Below are 25,477 nucleotides of genomic sequence, written 5' to 3' on the forward strand. Positions count from 1 at the left end.
AGTGCTCCTACTGTGCGACCGGAACGTCATCGGGATGCGGATTATCACCGTAGGTGCGCTGATACGTCAGCACGCGCCAGACCAGCGGCAGGCCGCCGATCTTAAAGTAGTGCTTAAACGTATTGAGCTTGCCCGGCTTCTTAAAGTCAAAGCGCGAATCGATATAGGCACGGGGCGACTTGACCATCAGGCGCAAATCGGTCTCGCCACGCGGATCAAACAGCGACAGGTCAAAGCGACCGGCATCCCAATCGGCCTTGAGCTCGAGGGAAGCCTTCTCCCAAAACTGCTCGCGCAGCTCATCGACCAGGCGCTCATCATTCCAGCGGTACGTATCGACCTTCATGCGCATTAAAATGCCCTGGAGCCGAGCCTTAAGCTCGGGGCGTTCATCCAAAAAGCGCTGCATCTCGGTATATTCGTCGCACACGCAAAACACCTTGTTGGGCGAATTAACGGAGCTCTTCTCGTTGTCTTGGCGATAGCACAAAATGGGGTCCGCAATAAACGCGGCACGCTCGGCGCATGCCCAAACCTTAAAGTTAAAGCCTGCGTCCTGATACGAGGCGCCTGGCGTGGGAAGGAACCGAATCTGATTGTCGTTGAGGAACTCGCGCCGATAGATAGCCGACCAAATGGAAGGTTTGCGGTAGAAGATGCCCGGGCGATCGACGGGGCGATACGCGGCGCCCGTCATATGCTCGTCGATAATCCCAAACAGTTCACGGCGCTCGCTGGGCGTGGACCAATACAGGTAAAAGTCGCCCTTTACCACATCGGCATGTTCAGCATCGGCCTTGGCGGCCAGCTTTTGGAGCGAATCCTCAAACATAAAGTCATCGGACTCAAGAATGCCCACGTACTCACCGCGTGCCATCTCCAGGCCGCAGTTCATCGAGTCGCCGTAGCCGCTGTTGGCTTTGTCGATCATCTTTACACGGGGGTCGCGCTCCATGTACTCGCGGATGATATCCGGCGAGCTATCGGTGGAGCCGTCGTTGATGCAGATGATCTCGATGTCCTTGAGCGTCTGCGCCACGGCGGAATCGAGGCACTCGCGCAGGTAGCGCTCAACATTGCAGATGGGAACAAGCAGCGAAACTTTAGGGGTATCAGAGTTCTGCAAGAGAACCTCCTGTTGAATAGCGTGTAACAGGGTTATTTTAGCAGCCGAGTTGCGGCGGGCGGCAGCGCTTGGAATTAGAGAAAGCGTTCCAGGCAGGCTTTGAGACCGCGAGTCGAAAGATAGAACAGCGTGGCGTCTGCCATCGAAACGCCCGAGGTCGCCGCAACGAGCTTGTGGGCAACACGGCGAACGGCGCCCTTAGCAGGCATATCCGCCCACTCCGTTCCCAAAAACGTGGTGAGGTCCATGTTGACGCGAGCCGCCACGCGATGGAAGTCATCGGCATCCAAGCGCGCCAGGTCGAACACAATGAGGTCCAAAAACCAAGTTATCAGCTCGCCGGGACACAGGTCCAAAAGACCGTAGGCTGCCCAGTCCTCCAAGACCTCCTCGAGCATTCTCATGTGGGCGTCAAGCTTTTTGGCGCGAGCCTCGGCACTGTTGAACTCGTGCGTCGCCGATTCGCTCTCCATCACGTAGTGGTAGAACTTGTCCGGCATGACGACGGTCTTGCGGGCAAGCGCATAAGCCGCGAATTGGAAGACGACGTCCTCGCCCAAAGCCAAACCGGGGGCGAAGCGAATGCCTTCGCGATTGAGCAGCTCGCGCGAAAAAGCCGCACGGCAGGCATAGGGCTGCGCATTCGAATGGAACAGCAGTTGGGGATCACGGGCGCCGAAGGTACCGGCTTTGGGGCTCATGAGTTGCTGGACGCGTTTGGGGGCAGCATCGGCTGGTTCACAGACGCCGCCAAAAACGGCGGCCTCGGCATCTGCAGACTCCATGGCATGCAGCACGCGCTCGACCGTCTGGACATCGATGTAATCGTCGGCGTCCACAAAAAAGACGGTCTCGCCCTCGGCGGCATCGATACCGGCATTTCGAGCACACGAAACGCCCGCGTTTTCCTGGTCAATCACCAGCACGCGATCGTCGGCCTGTGCGATCTGGTGCAACACGTCCAACGAATCATCGGTCGAACCGTCGTTGACGCAGACAACCTGAATCGAGCGCTCGGACTGGGCCAACAGCGAATCGAGGCATCGCTGAATGGAACGCACAGAGTTATAAACGGGGACGACAATGGTAGCTTTAGGACACGAGACCTCTCCCATGCCGACCTACCCCCTCAGCGATTCGATGAGGAAGGCGGCGACCACGCCAGGGCCTCCAACCGAGGCGTAATACTTAGCGCGCCCCAAGGCACCATCCGTCGCAAAACTCGGATGCTCGTCAACCCAGCCCTCAGGATCTTTGAGAATGGCAGCGAGATTCGCGCGCTTCCACGGCTTGAGGTCGTCAAGCGAAAACTCCCCCGCGTCCAAGGCCGCCTGAAATTCCTTAGCCATCTGCACCAGGAACTCCTTATAAAACTTAGGCGCTAGGCGCACATAGTTCCACATGTACGAATCGTACTTAATGAGTTGATTGAACTTGAGCATGCGCGCGACGTCATCACTTGCGTGGTCGCGGGCATAATCCTCTCGAATCCAACGCTCAATCTCGGCATACTCGGTATTGACGCAAAAGACCTTAGCCGAAGAATTGACCGAGGAATTCTCGTTGTCCTGGCGATACGACAACACGGCATCATGCAGGTAAACAGCCTTATCGGCGCACGCGATCACCTTAAAGGCGAATGACGTGTCCTGAAAGGATGCCCCCGGAGTCGGCAGGAACTTAATGCCGTTGCGCTCAAGAAAATCGCGACGGTACACGGCCGACCAAATCGACGGCTTTTGCTTAAAAAACTGCGTCGTATCGCTCGGGTGCACTGGCTTACCGCAATCCCGAGGTCTAAACATCTCGTGCAGCGAACGGCGCTCCTCGGGCTTAGACCAGTAGAAATCAAAGTTCGCCTTCGCAAAGTCGGCATTATTGCTATCGGCGGCCGAGACAAGCTTTTCGAGTGCGTCAGGCGCCATAAAGTCATCGGACTCCAAGATGCCAACGTACTTGCCACGCGCCATCTCCAGACCGTGGTTCATCGAGTCGCCGTAGCCGCTGTTGGCCTTGTCGATCATCTTGACACGCCCATCGCGCTCCATATACTCGCGGATAATCGCCGGCGAGTTGTCGGTCGACCCGTCGTTAATGCAGATGATCTCAATATCCTTAAGCGTCTGCGCCAGGGCGGAATCGAGACACTCGCGCAGGTAGCGCTGAACATTGTAAATGGGAATAAGCAGCGACAGAACAGGGCTGCCAGAGGCGTTAGTAGACAAATGTGCTCCTTAGGAAATACCTGTCGTTTCATGGTATCAAAGGGTCAGCGCGCCAGCGGGCGTTTATATAATCTATGGAGCCTCTTGCGGGCAAAGTAGCCGCACGTCATGCGGCGGGCCCGTGGCAGGTTCCTGCGTTTTATTCAAAGCTTGCCGTCAAGGTGCGCCGAGCCTTTACAATAGGACAGTCCCAAGGACGTATTCGATAGCTTCCGCGCAGCGCTCGCGCGCCGCGCGTGAAAGGATATATTGCCCCATGCCTTCAACCCTTCCCGCCCCCATCGATAAGCTCGCCATCGTCGTCGTTACGTACAAGCGCCAGGAACTCCTGGCCAACTTGTTCGACTCTATGACCGAGCTCACGGCAACGCCCTGGCGCATCGTGATTGTCGATAACGAGAATTCGCGCGAGACCGAGGCCATGTGCACCGCATTCAACGAGCGCCTGGCCAACCTGTGGGGCATCGACACCGAGCAGCCCGACGCGCAGGGCGGCACCGACCGTGTCATCTACGCCCCGCAGCTCGAAAACGGCGGCGGTGCGGGCGGCTTCTCGGCCGGCACTAAATGCGCATACGACCTGGGCGCCCAGTGGTTCTGGGTGATGGACGACGACGTGCTCGTCATCCCCGAAGGCATCGAGCGCTTGGCCAAGTGGACCGACCGCTACGATGTCATCCAGGGTTCGCGCCTGGACTTTGACGGCGGCGCCTTCTTTTGGCAATACCAACTCATCCTTTCGCTCGGCATTCCCAACCCTGTCGCCAAGTGGGACCTGGGACCCGAGGGCTACCGCGCCATGAACCAGCTGTGCTTTGAGGGCGGCATGTTCTCGCGCCGCGTGGTCGACAAGATCGGCCTGCCCGATGCGCGCTTCTTTATCTACGGCGACGATGCCTGCTACGGTTACGTAGCCAGCCAACACTTCCCCGCCGCCGTTGTTGCCGACGTGGTGCTCAAGCGCGCCCGCGCCGTCTCTAACTGGGACATCGCCGGCAAACGACAGCTCAACTCCACGAGCGACACCAACCGCTACTACATCATGCGCAACCGCGGTTATCTGGCACGCTACATGCAGATCTACGGCGACTACCACCCCGTGCTGTTCCGTCTGGGCAATGCCGCGACCTTCTGCAAGGAGTTCATTCGTCTGGCAGCAGTCGACAAATGCTTTAAGACCGGCATTCCGGCGCTGCGCCGCGGCATGAAGGACGCCCGCAAGATCGTCAAGGACCCCAACTGGAAGCCCATGCCGCCCCTGAAGGACGCAGAACGCTAAAGGGCTTTCGCCCGCCGCTACAGTCGTTGGCACACCACGGACACACGCTGACCGTCAAAACCAAAGCCCCAACGCATGCGCCCGACGGCGGGGCGCGGCACGCGGATATCATCGATGCCGTCGCGCTCTATGTCGAGCAGTGCCTGAACCGCCAACAGTTCCAGGCCCAGGGCATCGACGCCAGGGTCGTACATCATGTTGATCGTAATGAGCGGTCGCTCATCGAGCATGCCGAGCGTGTCGGCCACGTCAAACACCCGACCGGTGGGAATCACCTGGATATCCCAGCGATCCGAGACGCCGCTTCGCTTGGAGCTGGGATTGCAATAGCCGGGCAATCCAAAGCAGAGCCCCTGAAGCGCCAGATGATAGGCTGTCGGCATATCTGATTGGCCCACATCGATGCCCAGATCGCCGATAGCACAGCTCAAAGCTTGCTTTACAGCGTCCTCGTCTCCTCGACACAGGCCGTCATGGAACGAGTCGATAACTCCAACATCCTCAACGGCGCACTCAAACCATTCCAGAATTACAAGACGGAGCGCCTGACGCACTTCGTTGTTAGGCAGACGCAGGGAACGAAGGCACGCGCCGTCCTCCGAATGCCCCGTCATGTCCGTCGTAAGAAATCCAGACAGATACAGCGCAGTCCAGATATCTTCGGGCTTGGCGACATCGACCTTCTCGGCATGCATATGCACTGGCGCCTCAATAAACCCATGCGGCTCAACCAAATCGAACAGTGCGGACAGGCGCATAAGATTCCAGTCGCCGACGCATGCGCTCAGACGGTCGGCGTAACCATACAGATCTGCCCGAACGGGCGCGACGCAACCGCGATGTGCGTAGTCCACCACGCGCTCCGGGATCGAGCAATAAAAACCACCAAACAGATAGCCCTCAAGCCACTCACGCGCGTCATCCAGACAGCCGTTGCGACCGATGCGATCCAACAGCACCTGGACTTCGTCGTCCGAAAAACCGAACCATCGATCACACCAGCTCGACAGCGGTGTCGCCGACCGATAGGAAACCCCACGTTGGGACAACGCGAACTCGGCAGGACCGGGGCGCTCGCCCATAAGACACGTCAATCGCAACGAGTCGCCGGCGTCGGCAATGGTGTCGAACAACATTCGGCTGAGCGACTCTAGGGGATCCACGCTACCGTCGTCCTTAGCGCCCAAACGCTTTGGACATACTGCGTCGTAGTCGTCTATCAGAAGAACAACTTGCTCGTCGAAAGCTGTCTGAAGCAGTTTAATAAGCACGCCAAGCGCCGCATCGATCTCCTTATCGCCGGCCACCCCACGCGCCGCCCTCTCGATAAGACGGACCTCACGTCTTGACAGATCAGGCGCGTCAAGCAGCGGCAGCAATCGGGCGCACTCGTGCGCGACAGCGCTGCGAATAGCCGCCGCAGCATCGGTGTCGCGCCTCGCAGCGGCAGCTGAAAAGTCGAGCATGATGACCGGGTAACACGCGCACTCATCACGATAGCGACCACCGCCCGCCTGCCAAATCTGGGTGCCGACGAACGGGCTTCGATCCGGCCGTCGGTGATCAGATCGTTCCAAATAGCATTTGAGCATCGATAGATTCATGCTCTTGCCAAAACCCTTGGGCCGACAACAAAGCGCAACAGGTGCTTCGCTGTCCAATATATCGGCAATAAACATAGTCTTATCGACGAGTAAACACCAATTGATTGCATCAGAAAAGTCGTGCACTTCAACCGGCAGAGCTGCGTTATCCGCATAATTGAGCAACCGCGCGCCAAACGCATGAGCAACACCATAATTCGCCTGTTCAGACACCGTAAACTCTCCCTCTAACGCAGCACGATGCCCATTGTAGCGAGCGGGTAGAGCGCAACAATATTGACATGAAAACGTTTCGGGCAGCGGTAGCAACAGACCCCCGAGGGGGCATAACAAATCGTTGCACAACAAAAACGGGGCCAGATGCCGCCGCACCGGACCCCGTCCCAAACTCTTATAGAAAACGATCTGGAAGATTACTCCTCCAAGCCGTCCTCCCCAGAAGCCTTCTTTTGCTGATCGAGCTTATGCTTACCACTTACGATAGACGTAGCGCCCAGCGTGGCCAAGCTCGCACTGGCAAGGCTCGCCATCACAATCAGATCGCCCGTCTTGGGCATGTTACCGCCCGAAGACTTGGTAGTTGTAGTCGTCGTGGTCGTGGTGGTCACCGTTTTGGAGTCATTTTGCCCCTGGACCTGGTCATCGGTGTTGCCCTTACCGCTGTTCTCGCCCTGCTGCTTTCCGCCCTCGGTCTTGCTCTCGTCCTCGTCCTTCTTCTGTTCGGACTTGTCGCTCTTCTCCTCAGAGCTAGAACCCTTATCGGATTTGGTCTTCTCGGGAGCCTTGTCCTTGGAGTCGCCCTTTGCGGCTTCGATCTTTTCCGTGGAAACCTGATCAGAGTTGCCCTTGTTCTGGGTCGAGCCGTTATTGACGCCAGCCATCAGCGAAGAGCCCAGCGTAGAACCAAGCTGCTCGGAGAAAGAAGGCTTCTTGTCCGGCGAAGCAACGGGAACGTCCGGCGCCTTATTCGAGTCATCCTTGGAAGCATCGGAACCAGGGGTTGCGTCAGAGCCGGAGCCGTTGTTAGGGCCGGTGCCAACGGACGAATCGCTCGAGCCGGTGGATGAGTTAGAGGTGCCAGCGCCGGTCGAACCAGAAGCGTCGCTGTCCGTATTGCCGGCAGAGCTTGAAGACGAATCGCCCGCAGCAGAGCCGTTTGAATCGGAGCCGTTCGAGGTAGAGCCGTTGTTGGTAGTGCCACCAGCAGAGCCATCACCGTCAGCACCGGTCGAGGGCGCATCCATCCTGTCATCGTTGGCATCGTCGCTCGAGTCGTCATTCGAATCAGGCGTCGGCGAGGGCGCCGGCGTGGGCTCGGGCTGCACGGGCGTCGCAGCGGCAGCGGCCTCGTCCTCGGCGATATAAACCAAGCAGTCCTTCAGCTCGTTGCGGTAGCGGTTCTTCCAGCCCTCATGATACTGGGGCTGGCTCGAATACTTGGTCGCCACGTTATTGACCACACTGTTGGAAAGCGCCGTCACAAACTCGCGATCAGTCATACTGTTAGAAAGGTTTGCCCAACGGAAGAAGTCCCTGCAACCACCGGTGCCGCACATGTTGGTGATGCTCCACACCATGCCCTTAACGCAATCGGCACGGCCCGAAATATCAATGCCCAGGCCGCTCTTGAGCCACGCCTCGGTCACCGCATAGTACGAGTTGTACGCATACGCATCCTGCAGAGCCGAGAACTCAACAGGGTCGGTGTTATAAGCACCTTGGAAAGCCTCCTGCGCAATACGGCCCAACTCGGTGAGCTGGCCGTTCTCGTACATGGCATTGCTCGTGTTGGAAATCTCGCTGCCGCGATCAATCGCATCCTTGAGCATGCTGTATTTTTCGGGGTTGTAGTTGTAGGCCTGCTTCATAAACGGGATGAGCGACCAACGACGGTCGAACTGGTAATAACCCAGCGCGTTATAACCGTCACCGTACGAAAAGCCCTGGTTATAGTTGCCGTGACTCTCGTATTTGGTGAAGTACTTCATCTCGGGAGTCACGTTAACAAACGAAACGCCCTGGACCGACCTCAGCACGCCCGAGAAGGACTGCTGGGTGTAGAGACCCTTATCGATATCGGTGGCATCCGAGGCAACGCCCGGCGTGGGCTCCTCGGCAGCGGCGGGTGCCGGCACGGAAACGGCGCCAAACGAAAGCGCCAGCGTCAGGCCCGCGACAATAGCAGAATGCTTGGGCTGCATAAGATCCTCCCTGCATTGGTGTAGTTAAAGTGCAGTTTGCAAAGATAAAAATAAGTATTGCAGCTCGCCCGTTGTTGCACAACAACCCCTCGGTAAACGGCAACAACCCTCCGCGAAATCTAAAGGAATTAAACAAACTGGTCGTCGGGCACCAGAAGAAGATCGCCGTAGCGCCCCATCAGCCCGTCTCTCAACTGACAGAAAGCGGGGATATAGACGTTCAAGATACGCTGAATCAAATCTTGAGCGAGCTTGTTGTCATAGATATGAACGTTCGTATTGCGATCCCTGAGCATATCTAGCCATGCCGCCTCATCAATAAAATCGTAGAATCGGTAGGCTTCCTTCAAGATGGCACGAGGAGACCCCGATGCAGCAAGCGTGGCGCCCTCATACTCGAGCAGACGTTTAAGGAGCTTCCAGCTCAGTTCAAACTGAAGGTTGAACTTATTAATCAATCCACTCTGAACAAAATCATTGCTAAGATCCTGATTGGGTGCATCCTCAAGATTCGCCAAGGCGCTGGCAAAGTTCTCATATTTTTTCATATAGAATCACACCATCCCTGGCAATTTCATCGAGCAATTGCTGCGATAAGGACTCATCCAGATTGACGACGTCTATATCTAAAAGAGTATCAAGACGCTCCTCTATCAGATATGAGAAACGGTCGAAATCCCGGCAACCTGCTACAGCAATATCAATATCGCTCTTAGGCAAATTGTCACCGCGGGCACGAGAACCAAACAGCACAACCTTCTCGGCGTCACATTCCCGAGCAAAAACCTCGATTTGCTTGTACACCTTGTCGAGAGATGCCATTTGAAATCCTACAGCTTAATGTCGAAGTTGATCTCGGGGACGGCGGCCAGGTCGGCCAACGTCACGCCGTCGACGTACTTTTCGATCACGTCGTCCAGACCACGCCAGAATTTGACGGTCGAGCAAAGATCGCTGCGGGCGCAGCTGTTGTCGATGCCATCGCACGCCACCGGGGCCGTGCTGCCCTCGACGGCGCGTAGGATGTCGCCGGCGCGAACCTCGGCCGGGTCCTTGGCCATCATGTAGCCACCGCCCTTGCCGCGTACGCTCTTAAGCAGGCCCGCCTTCATGAGCGGACGAACCAGCTGTTCCAGATACTTTTGCGAGATACGCTCGCGGTCGGCGACCTCGCGCAGGGCGATCTTGCCCTCGGCGTCACCAAGCGCTGCGATATAGATCATCAGTCGGAGGGCATAGCGGCCCTTAGAAGAAATGAGCATACCTACCCTCCCATCGCATCTTGGACAACATAACCAGGTTTGTTTGTCCCAAATCTTAAGTAAGTGGGACAAACACAACAGGTTATTTTGTCCCACATCTAGAAAAGTCGAGTGGATTAGTCGGGTTTTCCCTTGACTAACGCCGAACCCATAGTAACTTTATTCCGAGAAGATTCCTAGGGTTTAGCACACCTATGAGTACACCATATACAGAGAGGGACAGCATGAGCGCAAATCCGCTGCTTTCCATCGAAGGTCTGACCGCCTCCGTGGACGAGAAGACCATCCTCCACAACGTCAACCTTAACGTCGCCGCCGGCGAGACCCACGTGTTGATGGGACCCAACGGCGCCGGCAAGTCCACCCTTGGCCACCTGGTCATGGGCGACCCCGTCTACACGGTCAACGACGGCCGCATCGTCTTTGACGGCCAGGACATCACCGAGCTCACCACCGACAAGCGCTCGCGCGCCGGCCTGTTCCTGAGCTTCCAGGCCCCTGTCGAGATCCCCGGCGTGCCACTGTCGAGCTTTTTGCGCGCCAGTATCGCCGGCCGCCCCGGCCTGGAGATGAAGGGCAAGGAATTCCGTCGTCGCGTCAAGGAGCTCGCGGCCGAGCTTAACATGGATACCGCCTACCTCAACCGTGAGCTGGGCGTGGGCTTCTCGGGCGGCGAGAAAAAGAAGGTCGAGATGCTCCAGCTTCTGCTGCTGCAGCCCAAGCTCGCCATCTTGGACGAGACCGACTCCGGCCTGGACGTCGACGCCCTGTCCACCGTCAGCCACGGTATGGACGCCTACCGCAAGAGCTGCGACGGCTCCATGCTCATCATCACGCACAACACGCGCATCCTGGAGCACCTGGATGTCGACCGCGTCCACGTTATGGTCAAGGGCCACATCGTGCGCGAGGACGATGCCTCGCTGATCCCCTGGATCGACAAGAACGGCTTTGAGACCTTCGAGCGCGAGGCCGCCGAGCAGCGCGCCCAGGCCGAGGCCGCCGCTGCCGAGCAGCAGGCGTAAAGGGGCGACGCAATGACCAAGAACCGCACCGAGGTCGCGGACATCGACCGCAGCCTCTACGACTTCACCTACGGCGAGGAGGGATTCGAGCGCCTCGACGCCGGCATCACGCCCGACATCGTGCGCGAGATCAGCGCCAAGAAGGACGAGCCACAGTGGATGCTCGATCTGCGCTTAAAGTCCCTCGAGATCTTCAATCGTTTTCCCGACCCGACGTGGGGCCCCTCGATCGAGGGCCTGGACATGGACAACATCGTCACCTACGTCAAGCCCAACACCGACCAAAAGCACGACTGGGAGTCGGTGCCCGACGACATCAAGAACACCTTTGAGCGCCTGGGTATCCCCGAGGCCGAGCGCAGCTACCTGGCGGGCGTCGGTGCGCAGTACGACTCCGAGCTGGTCTACCACAACATGCAGGACACGGCGTCCAAGATGGGCATCGTCTACTCCGGCATCGAGGAGGCCCTGCACGACCCGCAGTGGGAGCCGCTCATCCACGAGAAGTTTATGACGCTCATCCCGCCCACCGACCACAAGTTTGCGGCCCTGCACGGTGCCGTGTGGTCGGGCGGCTCGTTTGTCTACGTGCCCAAGGGCACCAAGCTCGATTTTCCGCTGCAGAGCTACTTCCGCCTTAACGCCAAGGGTGCCGGCCAGTTTGAGCACACGCTCATCATCGTCGAGGACGACGCCGACCTGCACTTTATCGAGGGTTGCTCCGCGCCCAAGTACAACGTTGCCAACCTCCACGCCGGCGCCGTCGAGCTCTTTGTGGGCAAGCGTGCACATCTGCGCTACTCGACCATCGAGAACTGGTCCAAGAATATGTACAACCTCAACACCAAGCGTGCGCGCGTGGACGAGGACGGCGATATCGAGTGGATCAGCGGTTCCTTCGGCAGCCACGTGGGCTACCTCTACCCCATGAGCGTGCTCAACGGCCGCCGCGCCCGCTCGAGCTTTACCGGCATCACCTTTGCCGGCGCCGGCCAGAACCTGGATACCGGCTGCAAGGTCGTGCTCAACGCGCCCGATACCTCGGCAACCGTCGAGACCAAAGGTATCTCCAAGAGCGGCGGCATTCAGACCTTCCGCAGCTCTATCGTGGCCACGCCCAAGGCAGAGGGTTCCAAGGCAACCGTGAGCTGCCAGTCGCTCATGCTCGATGACCAGAGCCGCTCCGACACCATCCCCGCCATGGACATCCGCGCCAAGAACGTCGACATCGGCCACGAGGCCACCATCGGCCGCATCGGCGACGACAAGGTGTTCTACCTGATGAGCCGCGGCATCTCGGAGGAAGAGGCCCGCACCATGATCGTCAACGGCTTTGCTAACCCGGTCTCCAAGGAGCTGCCGCTGGAGTATGCCGTCGAGATGAACAACCTGATCAAGCTCGAGATGGAAGGAGCGATCGGATAATGAAACAGGAAACCAACGCCGCTGCTACCACGCTCGAGCAGGTCAACGCGATGCCCGCAGCAACCTGGGGCTGGTTGAAAATGAACCAGACCAAGCTCGAGCTCTCTGACGAGCTTGCCGCCACTCCCGCCGAGGCCGTTGAGGTCGAGGGCTTGGACGAGCAGTTCTCCGGCGCGGCCGACGCCTTCGACACCGCCATGGACGCCATGGCCGAGCGCTTCCCCGAGCGCCGTGCCTCCGCCCCCGGTGATGCCGCCGACCGCGCCCGCATCACGCCCGAGACCGAGCTCGATGTCCCCGCCACCTCCGTCTACCAGGCCGGTGCCATTAAGCTCGAGGAGGAGCTCTCCCCTGCTGAAGCCTTCGAAACCGGCATGGGCGAGGCTGCCTACGCCTACTTGGCCGAGCACGCTACCAAGCGCATCGTCATCGATGTGCCCGCATACCAGCACGCCACGGTTACCGTGCGTGTGAGCGGTGTCGATGCCGCCGCGGCCATCGCCGCCATCGACATCGTCGCTCGCCCGCAGGCAACGCTCGACCTGCATATTGCCCTAGACTCTCCTGTTACCGGCGAGGGTGTCGTGGGCTCCGTGCTACGCGTGTGCGCCCACGAGTACGCCACCGTCAACGTGACCTGCACGCAGACACTCGACGACAGCTGGATCGCACTCGACGACACCGGCCTGTTCCTGGACGAGGGCGCGCGCGTCAACGTGCAGCACACCGTCCTGGGTGCCGGCGCCAGCGCCACCGGCCTTGCCGGCGACCTGCTGGGCGACACCGCCAAGGTGACCATCGATACCGATTACCTGGGCGCCCGCGAGCAGGTGCGCGACTTTAACTACGAGCTGCGCCACCGCGGTCGCAAGACCGAGTGCGAGATCGACGCCAACGGCGTGCTGACCGGCACGTCCAAGAAGGTCTACCGCGGCACCATCGACCTCGTGCACGGCTGCAAGGGTGCAACCGGCACCGAGCGCGAGACGGTGCTCTTGGCTAACAAGGGCGTCGACAACAAAACCGTTCCCGTCATCCTCTGCGACGAGGACGACGTCGCCGGCAACCACGGCGCCACCATCGGCCACGTCCGCGACGAGCAGCTGTTCTACCTCGCCTGCCGCGGCCTTGACCAAAACGCAGCCGAGGACCTGTTCATCCGCGCCAAGCTGGAGGACGCTGCGCTTTCCGCCACCGACGAGCGCACCCGCGCCGCCGTCGTCCGCCTGGGCAACAACCTGATCGACAACTTTGAGGAGGAGCTCGCATGATCGATACCGAGCACGTTAAATGTGACACCTGTACCGCACCGGAGCCTATGGAGCTCGACGCCAGCGACGAGGCTTCGCGCGGCTGGCCCACCGTAGATATCGAGACCAACCCCTACAAGGGCCAGTTCCCGCTGTTCCAGCAGCACCCCGAGATCGCCTTCCTCGATAGCGCCGCCACCGCGCAGCGCCCTGCCTGTGTGCTCGACGCCGAACGCGACTTCTACCAGCGCATGAACGCCAACCCTCTGCGCGGCCTGTACTCGCTGTCCGTCGAGGCCACCGACGCCATCGCGAAGGTCCGCCAACAGATCGCCGACCTCATCGGCGCCCCCAACGCCAACGAGATTGTCTTCACCCGCAACACGAGCGAGTCGCTCAACCTGGTCGCCAAGAGCTTTGCGCCCACAGTGCTCGAACCGGGCGACGAGGTCGTCATCACCATCATGGAGCACCACTCCAACCTGATTCCGTGGCAGCAGGTCTGCCGCGGGACCGGTGCCAAGCTCGTCTACCTCTACCCCACCAAGACCGGCCAGCTCACGACCGAGGAGGTTCTGGCCAAGGTGGGCCCCAAGACCAAGATCCTGGCCGTGGGTCAGGTCTCTAACGTGCTGGGCGTCGAGAACCCGGTCAAGAATCTCGGCAAGCTCGTGCACAAGTACGGCGGCTATCTGGTCGTCGACGGCGCACAGTCGCTGCCGCACATGCCAGTCAATGTGGCCGATCTGGGCGCCGACTTCTTTGCCTTTAGCGCGCACAAGGCCATGGGCCCCATGGGCATCGGCGTGCTGTGGGGCAAGATGGACCTGCTCAACGCCATGCCGCCCATGCTTACCGGCGGTGAGATGATCGACTCGGTTACTGAGCAGGACGCCGTCTGGGCTCCCGTCCCCGAGAAGTTCGAGGCCGGCACGCAGGACGCCGCCGGCATCTTCGCCACAGGCGCCGCCCTCGACTACCTCGTCAACACGGTGGGCTACGAAAACATCCAGGCACGCGAGCAGGCACTCGTCCACTACCTGATGGGCGAGCTCATGCAGCTCGACTTTGTCCAGATCATCGGCTCAATCTATTGGGATAACCACCACGGTGTCGTGAGCTTTAATGTCAAGGGCATCCACCCGCACGATGTCGCGAGCATCATGGACATGGACGGCGTCTGCATCCGCGCCGGTCACCACTGCGCGCAGCCGCTGCTCACCTGGCTGGGCGTCGAGAACCTTGCCTGCTGCCGCGCCAGCGTGGCCTTCTACAACGACAAGGCCGACATCGACAAGTTCATCGCCGGCCTGCATCACGTTTGGAGCACGTTCAATGGGTAATCTGTACACCTCCACCACATTTATGGAGCACAACTCGCACCCCGACTATAAGTACGAGATGGATGCTCCCACGCACGAGCACGACGGCATCAACCCCAGCTGCGGCGACGAGCTCACCTTGCAGCTGCGCGTTGAGAACGACGTGATCGAGGAGGCGTCCTTTACCGGCCACGGCTGCGCCATTAGCCAGGCCAGCGCCGACATCATGGCCGACCTCATCACCGGCGAGACCGTCGAGGAAGCTCGCCGCTTGGCAGAGCTCTTCCTCGCCATGATCCGCGGCGAGCAGCTCTCCGAGGAGGACTTGGAAGACCTGGACGAGGCCGCCCAGCTCCAGGACATCTCGCACATGCCCGCCCGCGTCAAATGCGCCGAGCTCGCCTGGCGCACCCTCGACGGCATGCTCACGGGACAAAATAATCAGTAGTATTTGTCCCAAATCTTAAGAATTTTGTTGGCCGAATCGCTTGACAAGAGTGGTTCGGCCATTTTCTATTCCGAGCCCTCAGCCTGAGCATTCACCCGAACATAAGCGCGCACGATACGAGAGACGGTACTCTTGCTGATTCCCGTATATCGTTCGATCTCGCGCACCGTGTAGCCGACATCGTGCAGGGCGAAAATGATTCCATCTCGCCGCGAGGGCGCTACGGTCTTGAGTTCGTTGAGCGGCACGCCCAGGCGCTTCGCCATCTTGTCGGCAAACGCACGCCGCTCCCACTCTGTCTCATCCATATCGTGAATCACCGGATCGGAACCATCGGGCATCGACAGAGAATAATCCAGAAACCCCTTGGCAGACTCAAAGAGCTCAAGCACACAAGAAGGGTCCGAAAATCCCCTCGTCGTATCGTTGTCATACGCTCTCAGATACTCGGCAAAGCTGCTCCAGGGATAACGCTCGATCAGGGCGATACCCGCCTCCTGCGGATTAGCGTGAACATAGCGAATGGCAGCCATTAGATAACGGTCGGTATCGAGCGAGCGCCGGTCAAAACGGTTCTGGAACAGATGACCCGTGCGCCCCGTGCGCTTATTGAACCGCCGCGCGTACGTCAAAAGCAGCCGGTGCATCGCCGCGCTCATCGCGTCCTCGTAATCTGCAAGCACCAGATGCACGTGATTGCCCATAAGGCACCAGGCGATAACCGTCACGCCCGCCTCGCGGCAGCACTCGCGCATCAGCTCCAAAAACTCCCACCGGTCTTCATCGCCCTCAAAGATGAGCTGCTTGCCCACACCGCGGGCACAGACATGGTAAAAGCCGGTAACCGTTCTCCAAACGCGCTGCATGGCGCTCCCTTCGCCGGGATCTGATTGCCATCCAATACAGCACGATTGAAGCGTGCCATCAAAACATTCACGCAAAACAATACACTCGCGCGGCCAAAGGCAGTAAACGGGCGGCGAACGGCACCGTTGCAACAGGTCAACCCCTGCAACGCTTACAAGAGCTGACCAAAAGCTTGCCCAAGACGAACCCCCTCTACGGAAGTTCGCGACCACAGAACATATAGTTAAACCGTTTCAATTAAAACTTCCGGACTTCTCGCTACGAAAACTGAGCCGTTCGCCGAATATTCCGTGCATTTCGCGGTATTATAGGGGCTGCATGTCATGTCCCTTTCGAAGGGTCGCCCGGCAATCGCCAGCCACGACCCCCAGACGGGACGCCAACACGATAGAGAGGAGAGGCATGCAGTACTCACAGGAAGTGGAGAACATGTGCCCCGTTGCCAAGGGTGCATACCACGGCCCCGCACCCATCCCCGAGGAGGGCAAGTGGGTCCAGGCTAAGGAGATTTCCGACATCTCCGGTCTTACGCACGGTGTGGGTTGGTGCGCACCTCAGCAGGGCGCCTGCAAGCTCACGCTGAACGTCAAGGACGGCATCATCGAGGAGGCCCTCGTTGAGACCATCGGCTGCTCGGGCATGACCCACTCTGCCGCCATGGCTTCCGAGATCCTTCCCGGTAAGACCATCCTCGAGGCCCTCAACACCGACCTCGTCTGCGACGCCATCAACGTTGCTATGCGCGAGATCTTCCTGCAGATCGTTTACGGCCGCAGCCAGACCGCGTTCTCCGAGGGCGGCCTGCCCGTGGGCGCCTCCCTCGACGACCTCGGCAAGGGCCTTCGCTCTCAGGTCGGCACCATGTTCGGCACCAAGGCCAAGGGCGCTCGTTACCTCGAGCTCGCTCAGGGCTACGTCACCCGCATGGCTCTCAACGACAAGAACGAGATCATCGCATTCGAGTTCCTGAACCTCGGCAAGTTCACCGACGCCGTCAAGGCCGGCAAGACCCCCGAGGAGGCCATCGCTGGCGCTATGGGCCACTATGGTCAGTGGGAGAACGCTGCCAAGTACATCGACCCGCGCACCGACGAGGAGACTCACTCCGTCGCCAGCGTGTTCCCGGTTCACGAGTAGAAAGGGAGGGAAATAACTATGACTGTTACGTTCGAAGGTTACGAGCGCCGCGCTGACAAGATCAACAAGTGCCTCGCCGACAACGGCATCGCCTCCCTCGAGGAAGCTCTGCAGATCTGCACCGACAAGGGCTTCAACCCGCGTGAGATCGTCAACAACACCCAGTCCATCGCCTTCCAGAACGCCGAGTGGGCCTACACCCTCGGTTGCGCTCTCGCTGTCAAGCGTGGCGCCAAGACCGCTTCTGAGGCTGCCGCCATCATCGGCGAGGGCATCCAGGCCTTCACCGTTCCCGGCTCCGTCGCCGAGGACCGCAAGGTCGGTCTGGGCCACGGCAACCTGGGCGCTATGCTGCTCTCCGACGACACCGAGTGCTTCGCCTTCCTGGCTGGCCACGAGTCCTTCGCTGCCGCTGAGGGCGCTATCGGCCTGGCTCTGAACGCCAACAAGGCTCGCAAGAAGCCGCTGCGCGTTATCCTCAACGGTCTGGGCAAGGACGCCGCTCAGATCATCGCCCGCATCAACGGCTTCACCTACGTGAAGACCCAGTTCGACTACTACACGGGCGAGCTCAAGGTCGTCGAGACCATCCCCTACTCCGATGGTCCCCGCGCTGCCGTTAACTGCTACGGTTCCGATGACGTCCGCGAGGGCGTTGCCATCATGTGGCACGAGAACGTCGACATCTCGATCACCGGTAACTCCACCAACCCCACGCGCTTCCAGCACCCCGTCGCTGGCACCTACAAGAAGGAGCGCCTCGAGGCTGGCAAGAAGTACTTCTCCGTCGCTTCTGGTGGCGGCACTGGCCGTACCCTGCACCCGGACAACATGGGCGCCGGCCCTGCCTCTTACGGCATGACCGACACCATGGGCCGCATGCACTCCGACGCCCAGTTCGCCGGTTCTTCCTCCGTGCCTGCGCACGTCGACATGATGGGTCTCATCGGCATGGGCAATAACCCCATGGTCGGTGCCACCGTCGCCTGCGCTGTCGCCGTCGAGGAGGCCCTCAAGGCCTAGTCGCGCCCGCGCGATGCTCACATAGTTGAGCTTTGGAGCCGCTACCTTTCGGGGTAGCGGCTCTTTTTGTTTACGCTGTCGCAGGGTAGCTAATGCCGATATATCAGTTGGGGCGAAATACGAGATGTGATGAGACGGAGCGCCAGAGCGTCCATGACGCCCACCTGCCATATTTGCCCTTTACCGATTTGCCGAGTCTTTGCGGCCCCATTGCCGATCACCCGTGCGACAATGCGCCGGACGAGAAAGGAATCCGATGGAATCGACTGACGTACTGGTAATTGGATCTGGCATTGCGGGCCTTTGCGCCGCCATCGAAGCGGCACGCACGGGTGCAACCGTCACTGTGGCAAGCGCCGGAAAGACTATGAGTGGATCGAGCTTCTTCCCGGGCACCTGGGGCCTCGGCCTTATTGGTCCCGTCGACGAAGGCGACGAACAGAACCTTATCGACACCATCCAGGCCGTCGGCGGCGGCGTTGCCGACCCTGAACTCGTCCAGACGTTCGTCCACGGCATTCCCCAGGCAATTGAATGGCTCGAGCAGGACCTGGGCGTTGAGCTCCAGCGTCCGCAAAGCGCTGAGAGCGCTCAGCAAAAGCAGTTTATCCCCTGCTTTGACCACAAGACGCGCATGTGGCGCGGCCTCACCCGCAAGCCCCTTGAGGACGCTCTGACGACCCGGATCGAGTCGCTCGGCATTCGCCTGCTCCCCCGCCACGAGCTTATCGACCTTGTTGAAGATACGGACGAAAAGATTGTCGGCGCCACGCTCTACGACCGGACAAACGAGCGTCTCGTGCCTATGGCAGCTAAGGCCACTATCATCGCTGCCGGAGGCACGGGTGGCCTGTTCGAGCGCAGCCTCACTTCCGCCGATGTACTCAGCTCCTCACAGGCCATCGCGCTGGCGCACGGCGCGTCCCTTACTAATATAGAGTTCATGCAGATGATGCCTGGCTTCATCGAACCCAAGCGAAACCTTGTCTTTAACGAGAAGACTTGGCGCTACGTCACATTTGACCAACCGGTCGATATTGCCGACGGCAAGCTGGACGATCTGCTTGAGCAGCGCTCCGGATATGGTCCCTTCACTTCGCGCCTGGCTTCCCGCGCCATCGATCTTGCCATCGATCATGCTGGTGACGAAGGCCTGGCGCTCCACTACGACTTCCCGCGAGAGAATGTCCCCGAGTTCGTGCAGACCTTTGCCACCTGGCTGCAAGACGAGCACGGCATCGCCCCGACTGACGAGATGCGCGTTGCGATGTATGCCCACGCCGCTAACGGCGGTATCAAGATCGACATGACCGCGTACACGGGCATTGAGGGCCTCTTCGCCTGCGGTGAGGCAACAGGCGGCATGCACGGCGCCGACCGCATCGGCGGCTTGTCAAGCGCCAACGGCATCGTGTTTGGGCGCATCGCGGGCGCATCGGCAGCCCAAGCAGCGCTGGACGCTCCCGAGGCGGCCGCTCCGATGGATATCGCCCTCCCTCAGTATGGCATTGCCACAACAGATGCCGAACGCCTGACACACAGCCTTAAGCACACGATGAGTACCTATTGCATGATCAACAGGACCGAAGCAGGTCTATCCAAGGCCCTGCAACAGCTTGAAAGCCTGAAAGACGAGGCAACGGCGCTGAGCAAGCCGCATGCCAAAGACAGCGAGATCGCAGCCCTCGCCCGCCTGCAATCGCAGAATCAGCTGGCAACGGAGATGGTCAAAGCCATGCGCAAGCGGACCGAAAGCCTGGGTTCGCACTATCGATCGAATTAAACTGGACACCTATCTAGAGCAGAGCACAACTAATCGATATCTATGGGCCCCGTGACCTCGAAGTGGCACGGGGCCCATTCGTGTCCGCACGGCAGCGTATCCTTATTCTGAGTACAGAGCGGGCAAAGCGCGCATAGACAATAGATCAGCGAGGAGGAGATATGGACAGTAGAGATATCGAGAAGTGGCGTGTCGAACTTGATAGCTACGCCAATGTGGAAGACGGCGTTGAGTATTGGCTCGCACGCGATTTAATGGAACCCATGGGATACACTCGATGGGAGAACTTCGCCGAAGTTGTTAAGAGGGCAAAAGTCTCGTGCGAAACAAACAAAACTCCAGTTGATTCCCATTTTCGTGACACCACGAAAATGATAACTGCCGGTGTCGCCGCTCGCGCGGTTAAAGACTACAAGCTTACGCGCTATGCATGCTATTAATCGCCCAAAACGGAGATTCAAACAAGCAAGAAATCGCGCTCGCACAGGCGTACTTCGCCGTGCAGACGCGCCGGTTTTACTGATCCCCAGGGTAGACTCGATCTGTGAAAGCGGCTGTGCCCTTTCGGGTTCGACCCCAAGCGAGGTCAACAAAAAAGACGGCCAACTTTCGTTGACCGTCTTAACTTGCTTTGGTGGGCCGTCAGGGGGTCAGCCTGCTTTGCAGGCGGCCGCTGCGGCGCTTCGCGCCTTGCGCGCTGCGCTGGTAAATGCTCACGCATTTCCTCAGCTCCGCGCCCCGACGGGTTCGACCCCATGAAAGGTCAACAAAAAAAGACGGCCAACCTTCGTTGACCGTCTTAATCATCTTTGGGTGGGCCGTCAGGGGGTCGAACCCTGGACCTTGGGATTAAGAGTCCCCTGCTCTACCAACTGAGCTAACGACCCAAAGCTAAAGTCCGTTGTGGCGGACTTTAGAGGAGATATCGTGTGGTGGGCCGTCAGGGGGTCGAACCCTGGACCTTGGGATTAAGAGTCCCCTGCTCTACCAACTGAGCTAACGACCCGATATCAACACGAAGCAAGAACTGGGGTGGGTAAAGGGACTCGAACCCTCGACCTACGGGACCACAACCCGTCGCTCTAGCCAACTGAGCTACACCCACCGTGTCCTGTGCGCTTCGCGCTCGACTATTATTGCAAGGAACGCCACGCGATGCAAGCCCCAATTTTCAAGAATTTTGAAAAGAGTTTTTCAAGCGCGTTTCGAGCAATTCCCACCGGTTTCATAGGAGTAAACTTGCCCCACTGCAAATGCTCGAAAGGACCGGCATGAAAGAACTCTCCAACCGTACGGCAACGTTTACCGATTCGGTCATCCGCCGCATGACACGCATCTCCAATAAGTACGGCGCTGTCAATCTCTCGCAGGGCTTCCCTGACTTCGATCCCCCGGCGCAGCTGCTCAATAGCCTGAGCACCATCGCCGCCGACCCCAAGCCGCTTTACCACCAGTACTCCATCACCTGGGGCTCCCAGGCCATGTGCGAGGCGCTCGCCGCCAAGCAGGAGCACTTTATGGGCATGCCGGTGAACCCCAACGAGAATATCGTAGTCACTTGCGGCTCCACCGAGGCCATGATGGCCGCCATGATGGCGGTCACGAACCCCGGCGACAAGGTCGTCATTTTCTCGCCGTTCTACGAAAACTACGGCGCCGACACGATCCTTTCGGGCGCCGAGCCCATCTACGTGCCGCTCAACCCGCCCACATTCGACTTTGACCGCGAGACGCTCGAGGCAGCCTTCCGCGACAACGATCCCAAGGCGATCGTCCTGTGCAACCCGTCCAACCCCTGCGGCAAGGTCTTTACCCGCGAGGAGCTCACCTTTATCGCCGACCTCTGCAAAAAGCACGACGCCTACTGCATCACCGACGAAGTCTACGAACACATCGTCTACGCGCCCCACGAGCACGTGTACATGGCCACGCTGCCCGGCATGTTTGAGCGCACCATCAGCTGCAGCTCACTGTCTAAGACGTACTCCATCACCGGCTGGCGTCTGGGCTACACCATTGCCCCAGCCCAGATCACCGAGCGCATCAAGAAGGTCCACGACTTCCTCACCGTAGGCGCCGCCGCTCCCCTGCAGGAAGCCGTCGTCACCGCCCTCAACTTCGACGACAGCTATTACCAGGAGGTCCTCGACCTCTACACCGCCAAGCGCGACCTGTTCTGTCAGGGACTCGACAGCATCGGCCTTACGCACAACGTGCCGCAGGGCGCCTACTACGTGATGATGGATATCTCGGAGTTTGGCTATGACAGCGACCTCGACTTCTGCGAGGATTTGGCCTCCAAGGTGGGCGTGGGCGCCGTTCCGGGCTCGAGCTTCTTCCGCGAGCCCGTCAACCATCTGATTCGTTTCCACTTTGCCAAGCGAGACGAGACGCTCAACGCTGCGCTTGAGAACCTCGAGTCTCTGCGAGATAAAATCAAGCCGCGCTGGTAAGGACAGCCCGACAACTATAGGAACCAAAGAAGCCTCGCACCGTCCACCGCGTTGCGAGGATTCTTTTTATAGCGCTTTCTTACATTGTTTAGGGCGCTATACTTTAGTGACAGAGCAACTCGTCATAGAGAGAGGAACACTATGGCAGAGCAGCAGCTTATCGGAGCGCTCGAGGCCGGCGGCACCAAGATGGTCTGCGCCACGGGCTATGCAGACGGTATGGTCCTGGAGTGCGAGCAGATCGCGACCACGACCCCGCAGGAGACCGTCGAGGCCGTCAACGCATGGTTTGCAAACAAGGGCATCGCCGCACTGGGCATCGGAGCTTTTGGCCCCACCGCAGTCAACCCCGCCTCGCCCCAGTACGGCAAGATCTTGGAGACCCCCAAGACGGCATGGCGCTACTTTGACCTGCTGGGCACCATTCAAAACGAGCTCGACATTCCCTGCGGCTACGACACCGACGTCAACGTCGCCTGCCTGGGCGAGGTCACCTTTGGTTGCGCCCAGGGCCTCACTGACGTGGCGTATCTGACCATCGGCACCGGCGTGGGCGCCGGCGTGCTTTCGGGCGGCCAGCTCGTGCACGGCATGATGCACCCCGAGGCCGGTCACATCCTGGTCACGCGCGACCCGCGCGACACCATTGGCGAGCACAGCGGCTGCCCCTTCCACGACAACTGCCTCGAGGGCCTCATCGCCGGCCCCGGCGTTAAAAAGCGCTGGGGTGGCAAGAGCGCCGGAGAGATGGCCGATGACCCGGAGGCCATGGACCTGCTCGCCGGCTATCTTGCGCAGGCGCTCATGACCTACATCCTGTGCTACGCACCGCAGAAGATCGTCATCGGTGGCGGCGTGGCCGACCACACCCCCATCGCGCCGCTCGCACGCAAGAAGTGCGCCGAGATGCTCAACGGCTACATCGTCACGCCCGAGATGGCCGACATCGATAGCTACATCGTCAACAACAGCCTCGAGGGCAAGCAGGGCATCATGGGCTGCCTGGCCCTAGGCGCACAGGCGCTTCAGTAACAGACGCACCCACAGGGCGTGGCGCACCCGGCAAATCCGACCTATGGAACGACGCCGCCACACCTCATATAAGCCCTCCAATAAAAAAGGCCGCCTAGGACCAAACAATGCGTCCTTAGGCGGCCTTTTTGGCGCACATCAGCGACCGTAAGAGATATCGGAGCACAACGCCCGTTGCCGCTCCACAGCAGTCGATCATCACATCAGTGATCATGCCGGCGCGTCCCGGCACAAAGAGCTGAATCGTCTCGTCGATCGAGGGAATCAGCAGCAGGAACACTGCCGTGGGCAGCAGCACGTCAAAGGTGCGTCGGCCCTCAAAATCAAAGGCGTGCGTTGCCAGGATGCCGAGCACCAAATACTCGGTAAAATGCGCGCACTTACGAACAACAAAGTTGGTCACCCATTCATATGGAAGTCCCACGCCGTGCAGAAAACCGCGGATAGCTTCCATGACCGTTAGGCTCAGTGAGCCCGACCCCGAGCCGGGAACCAGCGAATTGCCCCAGATCAAGAGCGCCATCAGGCAGGTTACGACCGCCCATTTTCGATTGATCTTAACCATGCAGAAGTTATGCCTCCGCACGGAGCGGCGCGAAGCTGGCGGTACCGCCCTCGATAACGCTCAGATAAGCACGGCCCGTACGCTTGGCGGTAGAGGACTGAAGACGCTCGATCTCTTCCTCGAGGATCTGATTGACGCGCTCGTGACGACGATTTTCCATAATGCCGGCGGCAATAGCCTCGGCCCGCTCGATGCTCTCACGCGAGATACGGGCAGTATCCTCGGGGAACACAGCGCTGTGACGGCCGACATAGGCGGGGGCAGCAGGCTGAGGGGCAGCGACGGGAGCGGGGGCTGAAACAGGAGCAGGCTCGTCAATCTCATCCAGAATCGCGGTGGCGGCGGCCCACATACCCTCGTGGCCCGAGTAATCGGCCATGGGGACATCAACCTCGAGCGAGGCGTCCGGAAGGTCGCCGGTGTCGATGCGATCTTGGGCATCAATCGATGCGGTGATGGCTGCAGGCTCATCGAGGTCATCGAGATCGATGCCCGCGGCACCGGAGATGATAGGCATGCTGGCGAGGTTTGCATTGTACGGCGCAGCCTCAGCCGCCTGCTGCTGGGCAGGAGCGCCCCAAAGCGAGCTTTCGGCGGCACGGCGGGCGGCAACAGCCTCCTCGTCCGCGGTCATGGCTTCATCAACGTACGAATTATCGGCAGAAGCGTTCGCGTCCGCCGAGGTAGCGCTGTAGGCGTTATTGACCGCCGCATTGGCAACGAGTGCCACGAAAGCCGCCGTGCTGCCCGCAGGGGCGGCCTGGGAGCCCGACACGGCGCGTGCCGCGGCGGCGATATCATCGCGATTGAAGGAGCCGGTCTGCCCGCCGTTGGTGAGCTCGTCGATGGCGACTTGATAGACGTCGCGCGAGCGTGCAGGGTCGCAGCTCACCGGCGAATCGTCGTCGAGCATGCTGTCGATCATGGACCAAGCCTCGGCCTCGTCCATAGCATCTGCGGCTCGAGCGATGGTAGGGACACCATCATCGACATGACGGCGCTGGAACGCACCAGTCAGGCCGGAAAGGAGTGCCGAGGTAGACTGCTCCGACTGAGCCTGAGAAGCAGAAGCCGCAGCGTACGGAATCGCATCCTGCTGCTGAGCTGGAATCGAGGCGGTCTTGAACTCGCTTTGATGCTGATTGAGATTGGCGGCACCGCCCATGGCATCGGGCTGGAACAGACGCTCTTCACGCTGCGCACGATACTCGGAGATACCCAGCGAGGCGGCATAGATACCCACGCCCGCCACCGCGCCCACGGCGAAGGGAACTGCACCCGCCACGACCGTCTCGTTCACCGACGAAAACGGCAGCGTCGCGGCATACATAACCACGGGAGCGGCAAGGCCGATCCCGCACGAAAGTCCGGCAAGGACTGCTCGTTGTGTTGCATCAGAAGAAGCCATGAGCTCTCCCCATCTTCCAGCACCCAAATCGCATCATTCAGT

The 25,477-nt window shown here is 59.6% G+C and carries 23 protein-coding genes and 3 tRNA genes; 12 read left to right on the top strand and 14 right to left on the bottom strand.

All coding sequences use genetic code 11. The features are described 5' to 3' along the window. Positions 1 to 7: 7 nt before the first annotated feature. The 3 genes from DW112_RS00075 to DW112_RS00085 all read right to left on the bottom strand — a co-directional run bounded on the left by DW112_RS00075 (position 8) and on the right by DW112_RS00085 (position 3,351). Complete coding sequence (locus DW112_RS00075) at positions 8 to 1,126, bottom strand: glycosyltransferase family 2 protein (protein ID WP_158571705.1); 1,119 nt, start codon at positions 1,124 to 1,126, stop codon at positions 8 to 10. Between the two features lie 74 nt (positions 1,127 to 1,200). Beyond that, on the bottom strand, positions 1,201 to 2,241 hold the full coding sequence (locus DW112_RS00080) for a glycosyltransferase (RefSeq protein ID WP_118328093.1): 1,041 nt from the start codon (positions 2,239 to 2,241) through the stop codon (positions 1,201 to 1,203). Between the two features lie 6 nt (positions 2,242 to 2,247). Then, positions 2,248 to 3,351, bottom strand: coding sequence for a glycosyltransferase (locus tag DW112_RS00085; protein ID WP_118328094.1), 1,104 nt, complete (start codon positions 3,349 to 3,351; stop codon positions 2,248 to 2,250). Positions 3,352 to 3,607: 256 nt separating this feature from the next. On the opposite strand from DW112_RS00085, the gene DW112_RS00090 reads away from it, so the two are divergent. Next, positions 3,608 to 4,630: a glycosyltransferase gene (locus tag DW112_RS00090; protein ID WP_118328095.1), complete on the top strand. Its 1,023-nt coding sequence runs from the start codon at positions 3,608 to 3,610 to the stop codon at positions 4,628 to 4,630. Positions 4,631 to 4,647: 17 nt separating this feature from the next. Here the strand turns inward: DW112_RS00090 and DW112_RS00095 are convergent, their stop codons facing one another. The 5 genes from DW112_RS00095 to DW112_RS00115 all read right to left on the bottom strand — a co-directional run bounded on the left by DW112_RS00095 (position 4,648) and on the right by DW112_RS00115 (position 9,697). Continuing rightward, positions 4,648 to 6,606 carry an AAA family ATPase gene (locus DW112_RS00095; protein ID WP_369834899.1) on the bottom strand — a complete coding sequence of 653 codons (1,959 nt, stop codon included), beginning with the start codon at positions 6,604 to 6,606 and terminating at the stop codon, positions 4,648 to 4,650. Positions 6,607 to 6,647: 41 nt separating this feature from the next. Beyond that, the gene (locus DW112_RS00100) at positions 6,648 to 8,435 is read right to left on the bottom strand and encodes a hypothetical protein (protein WP_118328097.1); all 1,788 of its coding nucleotides are present in this window, start codon (positions 8,433 to 8,435) and stop codon (positions 6,648 to 6,650) included. Positions 8,436 to 8,563: 128 nt separating this feature from the next. Then, on the bottom strand, positions 8,564 to 8,983 hold the full coding sequence (locus DW112_RS00105; RefSeq protein ID WP_117635061.1) for an HI0074 family nucleotidyltransferase substrate-binding subunit: 420 nt from the start codon (positions 8,981 to 8,983) through the stop codon (positions 8,564 to 8,566). After that, positions 8,970 to 9,257 (bottom strand): nucleotidyltransferase family protein, encoded by a 288-nt coding sequence (locus DW112_RS00110; protein WP_117635060.1) that lies wholly within the window; start codon positions 9,255 to 9,257, stop codon positions 8,970 to 8,972. The genes DW112_RS00105 and DW112_RS00110 overlap by 14 nt, the downstream gene beginning before the upstream one ends. An 8-nt stretch (positions 9,258 to 9,265) precedes the next feature. Next, positions 9,266 to 9,697: an Rrf2 family transcriptional regulator gene (locus tag DW112_RS00115; protein WP_099431873.1), complete on the bottom strand. Its 432-nt coding sequence runs from the start codon at positions 9,695 to 9,697 to the stop codon at positions 9,266 to 9,268. Positions 9,698 to 9,921: 224 nt separating this feature from the next. On the opposite strand from DW112_RS00115, the gene sufC reads away from it, so the two are divergent. The 5 genes from sufC to sufU are packed head-to-tail and all read left to right on the top strand — an operon-like array spanning position 9,922 to position 15,167. Then, positions 9,922 to 10,722: a Fe-S cluster assembly ATPase SufC gene (gene sufC / locus DW112_RS00120; protein WP_006235561.1), complete on the top strand. Its 801-nt coding sequence runs from the start codon at positions 9,922 to 9,924 to the stop codon at positions 10,720 to 10,722. A 12-nt stretch (positions 10,723 to 10,734) separates the two neighbouring features. Next, positions 10,735 to 12,147: a Fe-S cluster assembly protein SufB gene (gene sufB, locus DW112_RS00125; protein WP_117854891.1), complete on the top strand. Its 1,413-nt coding sequence runs from the start codon at positions 10,735 to 10,737 to the stop codon at positions 12,145 to 12,147. Then, positions 12,147 to 13,418: a SufD family Fe-S cluster assembly protein gene (locus DW112_RS00130; RefSeq protein WP_117786542.1), complete on the top strand. Its 1,272-nt coding sequence runs from the start codon at positions 12,147 to 12,149 to the stop codon at positions 13,416 to 13,418. Before sufB ends, DW112_RS00130 begins: the two co-directional genes overlap by 1 nt. Beyond that, a complete protein-coding gene (locus DW112_RS00135; RefSeq protein ID WP_199585288.1) occupies positions 13,415 to 14,740 on the top strand; it encodes an aminotransferase class V-fold PLP-dependent enzyme in 1,326 nt (441 codons plus the stop codon). The genes DW112_RS00130 and DW112_RS00135 overlap by 4 nt, the downstream gene beginning before the upstream one ends. Continuing rightward, a complete protein-coding gene (gene sufU / locus DW112_RS00140; RefSeq protein WP_117736728.1) occupies positions 14,733 to 15,167 on the top strand; it encodes a Fe-S cluster assembly sulfur transfer protein SufU in 435 nt (144 codons plus the stop codon). Before DW112_RS00135 ends, sufU begins: the two co-directional genes overlap by 8 nt. A gap of 65 nt (positions 15,168 to 15,232) precedes the next feature. Here the strand turns inward: sufU and DW112_RS00145 are convergent, their stop codons facing one another. Continuing rightward, positions 15,233 to 16,033: a transposase gene (locus DW112_RS00145; RefSeq protein WP_117583739.1), complete on the bottom strand. Its 801-nt coding sequence runs from the start codon at positions 16,031 to 16,033 to the stop codon at positions 15,233 to 15,235. A 403-nt stretch (positions 16,034 to 16,436) separates the two neighbouring features. Between DW112_RS00145 and DW112_RS00150 the strand changes: the two genes are divergently transcribed. The 4 genes from DW112_RS00150 (at position 16,437) to DW112_RS09980 (ending at position 20,417) form a co-directional block, all read left to right on the top strand. After that, the gene (locus tag DW112_RS00150) at positions 16,437 to 17,171 is read left to right on the top strand and encodes an iron-sulfur cluster assembly scaffold protein (protein WP_006235554.1); all 735 of its coding nucleotides are present in this window, start codon (positions 16,437 to 16,439) and stop codon (positions 17,169 to 17,171) included. Between the two features lie 18 nt (positions 17,172 to 17,189). Next, positions 17,190 to 18,194 carry a GGGtGRT protein gene (locus DW112_RS00155; protein WP_055252290.1) on the top strand — a complete coding sequence of 335 codons (1,005 nt, stop codon included), beginning with the start codon at positions 17,190 to 17,192 and terminating at the stop codon, positions 18,192 to 18,194. Between the two features lie 256 nt (positions 18,195 to 18,450). After that, positions 18,451 to 19,977 carry an FAD-dependent oxidoreductase gene (locus DW112_RS00160; protein WP_118328098.1) on the top strand — a complete coding sequence of 509 codons (1,527 nt, stop codon included), beginning with the start codon at positions 18,451 to 18,453 and terminating at the stop codon, positions 19,975 to 19,977. 161 nt (positions 19,978 to 20,138) lie between these two features. Next, a complete protein-coding gene (locus tag DW112_RS09980; protein WP_199572084.1) occupies positions 20,139 to 20,417 on the top strand; it encodes a BRO family protein in 279 nt (92 codons plus the stop codon). Positions 20,418 to 20,791: 374 nt separating this feature from the next. On the opposite strand, the gene DW112_RS00170 is transcribed toward DW112_RS09980, so the two are convergent. The 3 genes from DW112_RS00170 to DW112_RS00180 form a co-directional block, all read right to left on the bottom strand. Beyond that, a tRNA-Lys gene (locus DW112_RS00170) sits at positions 20,792 to 20,864 on the bottom strand. 43 nt (positions 20,865 to 20,907) lie between these two features. Beyond that, a tRNA-Lys gene (locus DW112_RS00175) sits at positions 20,908 to 20,983 on the bottom strand. Between the two features lie 22 nt (positions 20,984 to 21,005). Then, a tRNA-His gene (locus DW112_RS00180) sits at positions 21,006 to 21,082 on the bottom strand. Between the two features lie 166 nt (positions 21,083 to 21,248). Between DW112_RS00180 and DW112_RS00185 the strand changes: the two genes are divergently transcribed. Then, complete coding sequence (locus DW112_RS00185; protein ID WP_118328099.1) at positions 21,249 to 22,430, top strand: pyridoxal phosphate-dependent aminotransferase; 1,182 nt, start codon at positions 21,249 to 21,251, stop codon at positions 22,428 to 22,430. A 141-nt stretch (positions 22,431 to 22,571) separates the two neighbouring features. Next, positions 22,572 to 23,462: an ROK family protein gene (locus DW112_RS00190; protein ID WP_117638219.1), complete on the top strand. Its 891-nt coding sequence runs from the start codon at positions 22,572 to 22,574 to the stop codon at positions 23,460 to 23,462. 115 nt (positions 23,463 to 23,577) lie between these two features. Here the strand turns inward: DW112_RS00190 and DW112_RS00195 are convergent, their stop codons facing one another. Together DW112_RS00195 and DW112_RS00200 are read right to left on the bottom strand one after the other, a co-directional pair. Then, positions 23,578 to 24,027 carry a VanZ family protein gene (locus DW112_RS00195; protein WP_117583742.1) on the bottom strand — a complete coding sequence of 150 codons (450 nt, stop codon included), beginning with the start codon at positions 24,025 to 24,027 and terminating at the stop codon, positions 23,578 to 23,580. A 7-nt stretch (positions 24,028 to 24,034) separates the two neighbouring features. Further along, positions 24,035 to 25,435, bottom strand: a complete 1,401-nt coding sequence (locus tag DW112_RS00200) for a hypothetical protein (RefSeq protein WP_118328100.1) — start codon at positions 25,433 to 25,435, stop codon at positions 24,035 to 24,037. Positions 25,436 to 25,477: the final 42 nt, after the last annotated feature.

Source organism: Collinsella sp. AM09-41 (assembly GCF_003473245.1).
In the GTDB taxonomy this organism is placed as follows: domain Bacteria; phylum Actinomycetota; class Coriobacteriia; order Coriobacteriales; family Coriobacteriaceae; genus Collinsella.